Annotated in this window: 14 protein-coding genes; all 14 read right to left on the reverse strand. The window is 45.6% G+C overall.

All coding sequences use genetic code 11. The features are described 5' to 3' along the window. Positions 1–7 precede the first annotated feature (7 nt). Positions 8–787, reverse strand: a complete 780-nt coding sequence (gene fliR, locus AC0VYA_RS15380; protein WP_475488849.1) for a flagellar biosynthetic protein FliR — start codon at positions 785–787, stop codon at positions 8–10. Between the two features lies 1 nt (position 788). Further along, positions 789–1058, reverse strand: a complete 270-nt coding sequence (gene fliQ, locus AC0VYA_RS15385) for a flagellar biosynthesis protein FliQ (RefSeq protein WP_006993711.1) — start codon at positions 1056–1058, stop codon at positions 789–791. A gap of 2 nt (positions 1059–1060) precedes the next feature. Next, entirely contained in the window at positions 1061–1816 is a 756-nt protein-coding gene (fliP, locus tag AC0VYA_RS15390) for a flagellar type III secretion system pore protein FliP (RefSeq protein ID WP_011575785.1), read from the reverse strand. Further along, positions 1809–2117: a flagellar biosynthetic protein FliO gene (gene fliO / locus AC0VYA_RS15395; RefSeq protein ID WP_475488850.1), complete on the reverse strand. Its 309-nt coding sequence runs from the start codon at positions 2115–2117 to the stop codon at positions 1809–1811. Before fliO ends, fliP begins: the two co-directional genes overlap by 8 nt. Positions 2118–2268: 151 nt before the next feature. Then, the gene (fliN, locus tag AC0VYA_RS15400; RefSeq protein ID WP_011575787.1) at positions 2269–2664 is read right to left on the reverse strand and encodes a flagellar motor switch protein FliN; all 396 of its coding nucleotides are present in this window, start codon (positions 2662–2664) and stop codon (positions 2269–2271) included. 20 nt (positions 2665–2684) lie between these two features. Further along, positions 2685–3743 (reverse strand): flagellar motor switch protein FliM, encoded by a 1059-nt coding sequence (fliM, locus tag AC0VYA_RS15405; RefSeq protein WP_475488851.1) that lies wholly within the window; start codon positions 3741–3743, stop codon positions 2685–2687. A gap of 18 nt (positions 3744–3761) precedes the next feature. Further along, on the reverse strand, positions 3762–4289 hold the full coding sequence (gene fliL / locus AC0VYA_RS15410) for a flagellar basal body-associated protein FliL (RefSeq protein WP_473475167.1): 528 nt from the start codon (positions 4287–4289) through the stop codon (positions 3762–3764). A 78-nt stretch (positions 4290–4367) separates the two neighbouring features. Then, entirely contained in the window at positions 4368–6539 is a 2172-nt protein-coding gene (locus AC0VYA_RS15415; RefSeq protein ID WP_475488852.1) for a flagellar hook-length control protein FliK, read from the reverse strand. Positions 6540–6891: 352 nt separating this feature from the next. Beyond that, entirely contained in the window at positions 6892–7332 is a 441-nt protein-coding gene (fliJ, locus tag AC0VYA_RS15420; RefSeq protein ID WP_011575790.1) for a flagellar export protein FliJ, read from the reverse strand. Between the two features lie 84 nt (positions 7333–7416). Beyond that, positions 7417–8751: a flagellar protein export ATPase FliI gene (fliI, locus tag AC0VYA_RS15425; RefSeq protein ID WP_006993720.1), complete on the reverse strand. Its 1335-nt coding sequence runs from the start codon at positions 8749–8751 to the stop codon at positions 7417–7419. A gap of 6 nt (positions 8752–8757) precedes the next feature. Then, on the reverse strand, positions 8758–9558 hold the full coding sequence (gene fliH, locus AC0VYA_RS15430; RefSeq protein WP_475488853.1) for a flagellar assembly protein FliH: 801 nt from the start codon (positions 9556–9558) through the stop codon (positions 8758–8760). Positions 9559–9585: 27 nt separating this feature from the next. Beyond that, positions 9586–10641: a flagellar motor switch protein FliG gene (gene fliG, locus AC0VYA_RS15435; RefSeq protein WP_011575792.1), complete on the reverse strand. Its 1056-nt coding sequence runs from the start codon at positions 10639–10641 to the stop codon at positions 9586–9588. A 43-nt stretch (positions 10642–10684) separates the two neighbouring features. Then, complete coding sequence (gene fliF, locus AC0VYA_RS15440) at positions 10685–12391, reverse strand: flagellar basal-body MS-ring/collar protein FliF (RefSeq protein ID WP_011575793.1); 1707 nt, start codon at positions 12389–12391, stop codon at positions 10685–10687. Positions 12392–12401: 10 nt separating this feature from the next. Next, positions 12402–12743, reverse strand: coding sequence for a flagellar hook-basal body complex protein FliE (gene fliE, locus AC0VYA_RS15445; RefSeq protein WP_011575794.1), 342 nt, complete (start codon positions 12741–12743; stop codon positions 12402–12404). Positions 12744–13038 lie beyond the last annotated feature (295 nt).

Genomic DNA, 13038 nt, shown 5'->3' on the forward strand with positions numbered 1-13038 from the left:
GCCTCCTTTAAGGACAAACTCTAACAAGTTGACACATCATTTGCTGAGCTCTATCCCACTGTACTTCAAAGTGGTAAGTGAAATTATCCATGGTGATCCAGATAATCACCAACCCCATGATTTGCGCGATACTGAAACCCAGACTAAAAATGTTCAATTGCGGCGCCGCCTTGGTCATAACACCGAACGCCAAGTTAACAATCAATAAAGATACAATCGGCGCTAAAGACAAGGTCACGGCGGAAATAAACATCCAACCAGCCCAATGGGCGATTTCTTTAAATTGCTCTGGCTGAAGCCACGCTTCTCCTACTGGAAATGCAGTAAAGCTCATCACCACCATACGGATCATGGCTAAATGGCCATCTAGTGCCCAAAAGAGCAGAGTCGCTAGAATTAAGTAGAACTGACCTACCGCGGGTACATTGATGCCATTGACTGGGTCGACGATGGAAGCAAATCCAAGCCCTGTTTGCATCGCCACGACTTGCCCTGCCAATACAAAGGTATTCAGCACCATGGTTGAAATAAACCCCAAGGAAATACCGATAATAAGTTGCTGGATCACCAACACGAAAGTACTTACTGAGAGTATTTCTACAACCGGCACAGGTGGTATAACAGGCAAAATAATGAAAGTAATAAACAGCGTCAATAAAGCGCGTACAGTAGTTGGAACTGTTTTCGCACTCAAGCCAACCATGGTCGCCAACATGCCCGATATACGCATGAATGGCAGTAACATGTCACCCATGAACTGAGTGATAATGTCGGCGGAAAACGCCATGCTAACCCACCACTTCCGGGATACGCTCTACCATAGTGAAGGTGAAGTCCATTAACTGCTGTACTAGCCAATGTCCACCCCAGCTAAGGGCCAATAAAGTGACAATCAAGCGCGGTAGAAAGCTCATTGTTTGTTCGTTTATGGATGTGGCGGCTTGAAATACTGCGACGATTAACCCCACAAACAAGCTAGGCAAGATGATGGCTGACACCAACAAAATGACCATGTTCAAGGCTTCTTTCAATATGTCAACAAAGACCTCTGGTGCCATGACTAAGTCCCCATTCCAAAGCTGTTTGCTAGGGTGCCAAAAATAAGGTTCCAACCATCCACCAGCACGAACAACATTAGCTTGAAGGGCAGCGAAACGATCATAGGCGATAACATCATCATCCCCATAGCCATGAGGATTGACGCTACCACCAAGTCCAAAATAAGAAATGGAATGAACAACATAAAACCGATTTGAAACGCGGTTTTCAATTCGCTAGTGACAAAAGCGGGTATCAACACATTCATTGGCACATCGGCTGGCTCTTGAAACTGGTCTTCATAGCCGCCTATTTCCACAAATGTTTCTAAGTCTTTTATTCTCGTCTGTGCCAGCATAAAACCCCGCAATGGCTCTTTGGCTAATTCGTAAGCTTGTATCGAGGTGATTTGTTCACTTAAGTATGGCTGTAGCGCTGTTTCATTAATTTTTTCAAACACTGGCGCCATGATAAACATAGACAGGAATAAGCTCACGCCTATCAATATTTGGTTGGAAGGGGATTGTTGCAAACCAATCGCTTGGCGCAAAATAGAGAGTACGATGATGATACGAGTGAAAGACGTCATCATCATAATAAATGCAGGCAACAAGCTCAGCGCAGTCATGATCGCCACAACTTGCAATGTCATGGTGTAATCTTGCGAGCCATCCGCGTTTTCAGTCATGGTCAGCGCGGGGATACCGGGCTCAGCAAGAACCCAACTAGGAACCATTAATAGTCCCGTCGCCAATAGCAGTAAAAAAATCTTATTCATCGTGGACTCCCGCACTTTTTTTGCTGCCAGTGTTGGCGTTAGGCTGTAACTTACCTGCCATAAACATATTCAGTTTATCTTTGAAATTGTCACCAACAGGCGGTTTGTCATTTGAAATAGGCGTGTCGAGTTTTGCTAAGTGATTAATATTCTGCGCCGTCACACCAATGAGATGCTGTTCTTCGCCCACTTCTATGACGAGCACGCGCTCTTTAGTGCCTGCCGCTAAAGAAGCTATCACTTTTAACTGCCCCGTGCTGCCGCCAGTGACGTTAAACCGTCGCATTATGAACGCCAACATGAAAACCACCGCGATCACCAGCAGTAGGGATAGAAAAATTGACACTATGGATGAGGTATCAGAGAGGGTTTTAGCTTCAGCAAATGCTGTATTTGAAGCTAAAAACAGAGGGCTCAGTACATACCAAACCCTTGTTTTAAAAGAGGTTTGTTTAGCGGAGCTTTTTGATTCTTTCCAGTTGACTAATAACATCAGTTAAGCGAATACCAAATTTATCGTTGACGACTACTACCTCACCATGAGCAATCAACGTGCCATTTACTAACACATCAAGTGGCTCACCTGCGACACGGTCTAACTCAACGACAGAACCTTGGTTCAACTGCAATAAATTGCGAATACTGATATGGCTACGTCCTACTTCCATAGAAATAGTCACAGGAATATCCAAAATCGTATCTAACTTGCGCTTTTCCGCAGGGGATATCTCTTTGTCTTCTTCAAGCTCGTCATATTCGGCAACAGTAGCGTTACCGTCTTTGCTTTCTTCATCTGCTTGTTCAGCCATGGCCGCTGCCCAATCATCTAAACCTTCTTCTTCGCTCATAATCTTTGCCTCTTGATTGGTTACAAATCATCTTCAAGGGTTTGTAACTCGGCGTCGCTATCGATTCTGCGGCCGCCTTTGGTTAATAATTGTAATTCCGATTTGACAGACGTAGGTCGCGGAATTTTATCGGTAATCTTAAGTGCTAGGTTGTCTCGTGAACGGCCCAGCTTCGCTCTGAATGTGGGTAATTCCTCTATCATCACAGTGATGTGCTCGGGCATGTCGATAGGAATAATATCACCGGCTTTCATGTCCATGATCTTTTGTAAGCTAAGCGTCAAATCCATCATGTGAGTAGAAAGCTCGACTTTCACGTCCATAATTTCATCACGTAGTGCTTTGCTCCAACGCAGGTCAGTGTCTTCCTTATCACTTTGCACACCTGCATCGAGAAGTTCTCGAATTGGCTCTAACATTGAGTAGGGCAATGACACATGAAAGTCCCCCCCACCACCATCGAGTTCAATATGAAAAGAGCTGATTACCACCACTTCCGTGGGACTAACAATATTGGCCATCGCTGGGTTAACTTCTGAGTCCAAATATTCGAAAGACACGTCCATCACGGGGGCCCACGCCTCTTTATAATCCTCAAAAATCAGTTTGAGCAGCATCTGAATGATACGTCGCTCTGTCGGCGTGAACTCTCGGCCTTCGATTTTTGCATGATAGCGCCCATCACCACCGAAGAAGTTATCTACCAAGATAAACACTAAACGCGCTTCCATGGTGATTAGCCCAGTGCCTTTAAGTGGACGGAAGCGAACCATATTCAAACTAGTAGGTACAAACAAGGTGTGGATATACTCGCCAAACTTAATCATTTGGATCCCGTTAATAGACACTTCCGCCGAACGGCGCATCATATTAAATAGGCTGACCCGCATGTGCCTGGCAAATCGCTCGTTGACGATTTCCAGTGTCGGCATTCTTCCCCGGACGATCCGATCTTGCGAAGAAAAGTCATACTCCAGCGCAGTGCCATCGCCCTGTACTTCTTCGGCGTCATCTTCTTCGACTTCGTCTACTCCGTGAAGTAGCGCATCGATTTCATCTTGGGATAATAAGTCGCTCAATCTCTTTCTCGCTTTTGCTTATTGCATCACAAAACCGGTGAACAATACTTGCTCTACCAATTCATTACCTGACACGTCTTTCAAGGTTTTCTGAACTTCCTTTAAAGCGTTATCACGAATGGCAGCTTTGCCCGCTTCTGTGATTAAATCATCAGCATTCGCTTGGCTAAATGCTCTGTTTAATGCCCCTTGAATCGACGGTATGTGCATTTTCACTTGCTCTTCAGCACTGCTGCCGCGAACCATAAGCTGCACTTTAATTTCGACTAAACGGTCTCTATTTGCGCCTGGCACGTTAAACGTAATCGGATTAGGAATAGCCACATAAAGTGCGGTTCCCGTTTTTACAGCCTCTGACGTTTCACCACCATCCCCCTCCATTTGGGCTTGCTCTTCACCTTCCATTGTAACGACCTCGTCTTCACCACCAAGCAAAAAATACGCTGCGCCACCACCACCTAGCAGTAAAACAACCACTATGATGATAATCATCATGAGTTTGCTTTTCTTGCCACCCTCTTCCATTTGTAATTCTTCTTCAGCCATGCCAACACCCTGTATAATATTTTGCTGGTATTATCGTTCTTACTCAGAAAATCGCAATCTATAAGCCATACCTAAGTGTCAAACAAAGTAATCAATACCCCCTAAAGAGCCATTGACAATAGGTTGTTGTAATATCCCGTCAGGCACCTCACCATCGGCACTCCCCTGCTCTGAACTGCGTCCCGGTGCATCACCTGAGCCGCCACCGGCCGTTTGCTGTTCTTGTTCTTGGGATTCTTGTTCAACCGATGATTGACCTAACTCAATGCCTTTTTCTGCCAGCATCTCTTTTAATCTCGGCGCGGCGTTATCAATCGCCTCTTTCGCATGTATCGATTGCACCACAAAGCTCACGTTCGCTGATTCACCGCTGACTGACACTTTTACATGCATCGAGCCCAATTCAGCTGGGTCGAGGCGGATATCGGCAACCAACTGATTGGCATTCACCATGAAGCGTACTTTTTCAGCCAATTGCTGATGGGCCTCTGGTTTGGCCAAATTCAAGGCTTTGTCGAATTGTCCTTGCTGCAATTGATTGGCTTTGTTGTGTTCGGCCATGTTAATACCTAGCTCTCGATAAGTCGCATTTGCCGTTTGCTGATGCGAGGCTTGCTCGAGTGCGGTGCTCATCAATTGCGCCACGTCCAATATTTGAGACACAGAGCGCGTCGCCAATTCTATCTGTTCTTGCTTATTAGAAAGCATATTGCTTGCCAACTCTGGTGACGCTTTTATGGCGTCATTCACCAAGGCTTTTAGATCGATGCCAGGCTCTCGCCCTTTTTCGAGCTGCGCTTTTACTTCAGCTAAACCGGTTTTAAGGGCGGCGACAAAGTCAGCCGTGCCGCTGGGGTTGCTATCAGCGTCAACTTTATTAATAAGGGTGTTGAAATTTACGTTAGCAGTTGAGCTTAATTCGGCGTCTGCTTGCAGCGCCCCTTTTAACATGGCATTACTTGTCGCGTCCCCTGCAGTGCTAGCGGTTCCTCCCTTTTGTAATTCTTTGGCAAGCAGCGCTAATGCACTTTCAAGCTTCTCGGGTGGTAACTGTAATAGCTTTTTCAATTCAGGCGCACTGTCTAACATTGCTAGTTGTTGCTGGGTTAAGTCACTTTCTAAGGCCAAGGATTCGGTTTGACCAGTACTTTGCTCGCTTAATGCTGAGCCTTCAAGCAAATCAGCTGTGCTGACAGCCACAGCGTTCGCAGTCTCTGGAACGCTATTTAGGGCATCCCCCTTAGCTGGCGTTGTAACGCTCATCAAGCTAACCACAGCTTCTGCAATACCTGCTAGCGTTTCATCGCTTATGACTTTATCTTGCTGGAATAATTGCTTTTGTGACAAATCCAGCGCAGCAAGTTCATTTTCCAGTGAGTCACTATCTAGCGCGTCTTCGCCTTTAGCGTCGAAGGTGCTTAAATCGTTTAAACGTGAGCTGCCATCTACTTGTTGTTGACCCACAATCAGTGATTCTAATTCTTTAAGCAATTCTGGGTTATTCTGAAGTAGCGCCATCATTTTACCGACGTCATCATCAGTAGTGAGCTCCGTTCCTTCATCAGCCGCTTCGTGCTCAGGTACTAATGCCTTATCTGCATTCGCCTGAGTCTTTTCTCCGAAAATGTGATTTAACAAAGCCAGAAGCAATGCTTCCTCGTCGCCGTTCACGCTATCAGCCAGTTTATTATCATTTAACGTGTTGACAGGAACGTCAGTCCCGCTTGCACTGGCAAGAGCGCTGTCTTGCCCTTTGCTGCTAATAGCGTCTTCACTATTAAGTGCTAGTTGTTCAATAATCGAAAGCCAGTGATTAGCATCTGCTTCATTTTTGCTACCCGTCGTGATTCGTGAACTTTCAGTATTGCCCTTTGAGGTATCAATTTGCTGCTTATCATCTGCCGTTAACCCAGTTTCATCAGGTGCGGTATCGACTGGCGAGTCAGATTTTCTTGTCTCTTTATTGTCACTCACTTTGCCAGTGTTGGCACTGTCGGAAGGGTTCTTGTGAGAGTACTCTTCTTTAGTGCCCAGATGTTTTTCCGGTGCCAGCTTATCTTTCGCCGTGGTTTTTGGCTCTGAGCTTAGTTTCGGTTGCGTAGTTTCTTTGGGCGAATGCTGAGTCTTATTTTCCTTGGCCAGCATATAGGCAAATTCATCCGCGTTTTGCAGCTTGGATAGGCTTTCGTCACTCACATCAACCGCATAAGCGGCAACGTCTGATTTTGCGGTGGCAATATGTTGCAGCATCTAAAATCCTCTACACTCAAAAACGAATAACAATTTACTTTATTAAAAACAATACCTTAAAATATGATTCTGCATTACTGAATAGTAAATGTGGCAATTTTCACGTTTTAAGTATGCATTGTTTTGTGTACTTGCTAAGGGACACAGCAATCTTCATTCCAAAGTAACTCTAGGCACTTCGCCAACCATAAAGATGCTGAGATATTTTCTTACGCTGGTAGGTGGTAGGTAATACCTATTCCAGTAAATAATTGCTGAGACTGGTTAATTATTTGCTGGGGTTAGTATAGGCAACAAACTGAAATGATAGACATGAGAATGAAATGCGACGTTAATGGTCGCTTAGATGCAATTATTTGCTACGGATGAATTTTTGTAACGCGAGCTCGTCAAGCATCTGTTGCTCTGCTCGGTCCTGTTTTTGTTGTATTTTAAGGGCCTGTTTATCAAGTAGCATCTCGACTGCTTTTCGCTTTCTTTGCTGGGCAAGCCACTGTGCTTTACGCTGCTCAGCCACCACCAGCGCATTACTGACTTGTTTTGTTTGTTGTTCACAGGCCGCGTCAATTTTGCCGACAAATGACTGGTGCTGCCCGTAATTTTTGGCGGCTAACCCTAGCTGACCTTTTCGGATCCCTTCTTTCAAATAATTTACCCGATATTGCTCAAGTCCACTAAGTTTGTTTTGATTATCAACCACATTTTGCTGCGCCAACTGATAATCGGTCGCCATCTTTTGTTCTTTTCGTCGCTCCCAATCAGCGACCATTTGCAATTGCTTACTTACCGGCATTTCGAGCTCCGTGACTATATGGGGAAAACCTTATTAAAAAAGTCATCAATGCTAAGCAACTTATATTCTTTAAATAAACAGGCATTATGCTGGCCCCAACCCGGTACCCAACTTAACCATCGTTTCTACACTCTCATCAAAGGGTAAGATTTGCTGCATGCCTTGTTGTAAAAAAGCATTGATCGCAGGCTCAGCCTTAATGGACAAATCAATGCGCGGATCGTTACCCCTGGTGTAAGCACCAATGCTGATGAGGTCGCGATTTTGCTGGTAGGTTGAATAGACTTGGCGAATACGCCGCGCCACTTGAACATGTTCAGGGCTTACGACCATGGGCATCACTCGACTTATGGAGGCTTCGATATCTATAGCAGGGTAGTGCCCAGAGTCAGCTAATTGACGAGAAAGCACAATATGCCCATCCAAAATAGCCCTAGCTGAATCGGCGATAGGATCTTGTAAATCATCTCCTTCGGTCAACACGGTATAAAACGCAGTAATCGAACCTTGGTGTTCACCGCCATTTCCTGCACGTTCCACTAATGCGGGTAAACGTGCAAATACTGACGGCGGATACCCTTTAGTCGCTGGCGGCTCACCAACAGCAAGGGCTATTTCTCGCTGCGCCATGGCGTAACGCGTAAGTGAGTCCACTAGCAACAACACATTCATACCTTTGTCGCGAAAATACTCCGCGATAGTCACCGCGGTTTCACACCCTTTTAAGCGCATCAGGGGCGAGGTATCAGCTGGCGCAGCAACCACAACGGATTTTTGGCGCTCTTCATCGCCTAGTATATCTTGAATAAATTCTTTTACTTCTCGGCCCCGTTCACCGACCAAACCAACAACAACCACGTCGGCGCTTGTTCCTCGGGTCATCATACCCAATAATACGCTCTTACCCACGCCACTGCCGGCAAACAAGCCCATACGCTGACCACTGCCAACCGTGATCATACTATTTATGGCGCGCACGCCTACGTCCAGAGGCTCTCTGATAGGTTTCCTAGATAAGGGGTTCATGGGTGGGCGCGTTAATGGCACACGTTTCTCAGCTTTAATGGCACCTAAACCGTCCAAAGGTTGGCCGTTTCCATCAACCACTCTGCCTAATAGCGACATGCCAACAGGTAATCCTTGTTCGCGATTAAGGGGTTGAACGCGTGAGCCTGGTACTATGCCTTTCACTGCTTGAGTGGGCATTAAATAGGTAATGTGTTCGGCAAACCCCACTACTTCAGCTTCTATTTCACCGTCTACGGTTTGTATTAAACATTGGCTCCCCACTGGCATTTGACACCCAACCGCTTCGAGGGTTAACCCGATACCACGCACCAACTTGCCTGCTGCAACGACCGGAGCTTGAGGGACTTGTTGCTGCAGTGCTTTAATATTCCCTAAGATATCCAGAGGCATAGCTAACTACTCGTCTTCGCTAGCATTAATAGTATCTAAGCCCTGCTCTAGCAGAAACTTGTCGAGCACGTCTTTAACGCGACGCTCTATGCTTACATCTACCGCATTGCTTTGTGTCACGATGTCGCAGCCACCTTGAGATAAATTGGGCGCTTCAATTAACTGCCATCCGTGTTTCTCAATTTCTTGCTCACTAAAGTGCTCAGTCACCAACACTAAATCATCTGGATGAAGGTGAATTTGATACTGGCGCTCATTAATCGGTAGCGCTTTTAGCCCTTCACTAATCGCATTAAAAATAATATCTGAGTTAGTTTTAATTTCGGCCCTAATCACTGATTTCGCTAGGGATACGGCCAACGAAACAAGTTCTTTCTGCAGTGTCTCTTCTACCAACGCGACCGGGTTGTGCAAGGTGTCTAACAGGCTGCGCCAGCTCTCTAATTGTTGATTAACACTTTCTTGAGCCTCGGCTAATCCTTGGGTTTTACCTTCTTCAAGTCCCTGCGCCAAGCCTTGTTCTTTGCCTTGTTCAAACCCTTCTTGATGACCCTTTTCTAAGCCCTCTTTTTTGCCTTCTTCAAACCCTTCACTTTGAGCAGCCTCTCGAATGGATTCGATTTCTTGAGCGGTAGGGGGCGCGAACTCCTCCTCTTCTTCTACTTGATTTTCAGGGGGTTCGTATTTCCAGTTCGAACGTCGATTTAACGCATTAGTCGTGGTTTCAACTGCCTTACGCTCATCTTCAACGAAAGGCAAATCCCAAGCGCTAATGTGTTTGTCTTGCTCACCATCGTAATCGTTCATTGCATGTCTTTGCTGTTAGCTAGCGTCTTATAAGAATTCATCACCGCCTCCGCCTCCAAGCATAATTTCACCCGCATCGGCTAAGCGACGAGCCACAGATAATATTTCTTTTTGCGCTGCTTCGACTTCACTTAAACGCACTGGACCCAGGGCTTCTAAATCATCAAGCAACATGTCTGCGGCTCGCTTAGACATGTTGGCGGTAATTTTAGTTTTGAGGGCATCATCTGCCCCTTTAATCGCTTTGAGTAGAGCGTCTTGCTGAACCTCACGCAAGATAGCTTGAATGGCTCGGTCGTCTACTTCTGCTAAGTTGTCGAATACAAACATAAGATCTTGAATTTGCTGACTCATTTCTTCGTCTTGTTCACGGATTGCATCCATCAACTGGCCTTCAATGTTGGTATCAAGGTAGTTCATGATATCCGCCGCAGATTTCAAGCCGCCCATTTTTGCCGCCTGGGTGCCCGCTTGTCCAGCAAACTGCTTCTCCATGATTTCGTTTAATTCTTGTAACGCAGCAGGCTGGACTTCTTCTAGATTGGCTACGCGCATCATTAAATCTAAGCGCACTTTCTCTGGGAATTGGGCAAGAATTTCAGCTGATTGTTCAGCATCCAAATAAGACATAACAATCGTTTGAATTTGTGGGTGCTCATTGCGAATAATACTGGCAACCTGTTTTGAATCCATCCACTTGAGAGAATCAAGACCTTTGGCACCGGTACCCATCAAAATTTGATCGATAAGGTTCGCTGCTTTGTCTTCACCAAGGGCAGAGGTCAAAGCGCGTTTTACAAAGTCTTGGCTTTGGAAGCCGATGGTGCTGTATTTTTGAATTTCATCAATGAAGTGTTTATGTACAGCTGTGATTTTGGGCTGAGTCATATCATCAATTTGCGCCATCGCTTGACCCAACCTTTGTACCTGCTTGGGCTCAAGATGCTTAAGAATTTGGGCCGCATCTTCTTCCGTCAAACTGAGCAGTAAGATAGCTGCTTTTTCAACGCCTTCTAATTTTCCAACGTCATAACCGCTTTCTGCAGTTCCGGTTGTTGCTGGTGCTGTATTTTCATCTGGCATGATGTTTATCTCTTACTCGTAACTTAGATGCGCGCTGCTTAGATTATTCGTCTTGTAACAACCAGTTCTTAACCACTTGCGAAGACAACTCTGGCTCGTTAGCCACCAATGCGCGAACAGCCTTCAGTACATCTTCGTCTTTGTGCAAATCAGGTAACATAAAGCTACCGTCAGCAGCAAAACCAACTTGTGAGTCATCAAACTCTTGCGACAACATACTGATGGTTTCATCACCTAAGTCTAACCCCTCATCTGCATCGAACTCATCTTTTGAGGTGGTCTCTTCAGGGTAAATAAGTTTACGTAGCATCGGACGAACCACGGCCAAAAGCAACACGATTATCACCAACCCTCCAATCACTAACTTCAGGATAGGCATAAATTTAGGGTCTTCCCAAATGGGCAGTTCTTCTAACGCGACCTCACCTTCCCGGCTAAAAGGAATGCTCACAACTTCCAGTGAATCACCGCGGGTAACATCGAAACCTATTCCCCCTTGCAACAAACGGCGGATATCAAGTAACTCAGCCTGCGAACGAGGAACAAGTGTACTTGTGCCGTCTTCACCTACTGTCGATACATGATCAAGCGCAACCGACACACTCAAGCGACGAATGACACCAGTTTGCTGCTTAGTGTGGCTGATGGTGGTATCTAGCTCGTAATTTCTCGTTTCTTCTTTGTGATTACGCCCTGGTACTGTTGTTTGTGTGTTACTTGCGCTAGCTTCTTCGGGGATATTCGAATCGAGCGGAGGTTGATTGGTCAAGGCGCCAGGTATACCACCTAGCATGCCGCCGACACTGTTTTCTTCTACTGTCATTTCACTGCGCACAGCAGGTAAGTCAGGATTGTAACTGCGTTTGGTTTGCTCAACAGCGGTAAAGTCCATGGTCACATCAGCTTGAGCGGTATAGTTACCCAGACCAAGAACGGGGATCAAAATAGAATCAATTTTCTGCAAGTACTCAGTCTCGCGCTTACGCTCCATTTCAAACTCTTTTTTACTTCTCGCCGCTTCACTGTCTTGTGAACCAGAATTGAGAAGCCGCCCATTGCTATCGGTTACTGTGACACGCTCAGGCTCTAAGCCCTGCACCGCAGATGCAACAATGTCCACGATAGAGCTCACCTCTTCATTGCCCATTATCGCACCGCGTCTTGAGGTTACGACGACGGTAGCGCTGGCTTTTTTCTCACGGCGGGCAAATACATTCTCTTTCGGCAAAGCCAGTAATACTTTCGCACGCGTAACCGCGCTCATTTCTTCCAATGTGCGCGCTAATTGTTGTTCACGCGCATGCTTTAAACGTACCTTTTCAACACGTTGGCTCACACCGAATCCCATATCTTGCATGATGATGTCGGTGCCTTCAGACACGCCTTGGCTTAGGCCTTGGCGAGCCATACCTAACTTAATATTTTGATATTGATCAGCGCTGACATAAACAGTATTACCTTCAAGGCGGTAATCCACTTGGTTCTGGTCAAAATAATCTAACGCTTCAATCAACTCTTGGGTTTGCATCTTCGCTAGCGGACGATAATCAGGCTCCTGTGCCCAAATCATAATAAATACCGCTATCGCCACACATATGACTAAAGCCACAACGAGTGTCAGTTGACGAACCATGTCGGTGGAGCCAAGTGAATCCATAAAACCAGATTTTTGCTCTGCTTCTGAACCACTTGAATATGGATCCGCGCCGGCATTGCTCATTGCCAATTCTGTACCTGTTGCTTCTGCCACGAGTTAGCTCCTAAACCGGCATGTTCATAATGGTTTTGTAGGCTTCGAGTACTTTGTTACGTACTTGAATAGTGGCCTCAAACGCTATACTAGACTTTTCTTTCGCTACCATGACATCCGCTAAACTGAGACTTTTATCTCCCATTTCAAAGCGCTCTGCTTGGCTTTTAGCGTCTAACTGCATAGAGTTGACTGACTCAATCGCTTGGCCAAGCATATCGGCAAAGTTTTCCCCTGATGGATTGACCTGGATACCATTCAAGCTGGCAGGATTGATTTCACCTAATCCTGCTTTGCTTTGCAAAGCCATGCTTTGCATGTCTTGATAAAGAGATTGTGCCTTGATATCCATGATGTGCTCCTGGCGAATTGATGAGATGACGGTATTCAGTCTCAACCAGTTAAAAGCAAAGTTAGTGCCAATAAAAATAAAGCATATATTTCAATACTTTACATTGATTTCAGCACGATATAAAACATGACGGTTTATTGACATAAAACTAAAGTTTACTGATTTGTGTGAGTAACAATCGTAGCGAACCAGTAAACGGGAGTAAAAGAATGAGAAGTCTACTTTAGGGGTAAAAAAACCGCCTATCGTTTAGGCGGTCAATGGTGGTATTACGTTAGCCGTAGTGTAGTGCCAA

Source organism: Paraglaciecola sp. QJM3NY_14, assembly GCF_056173245.1.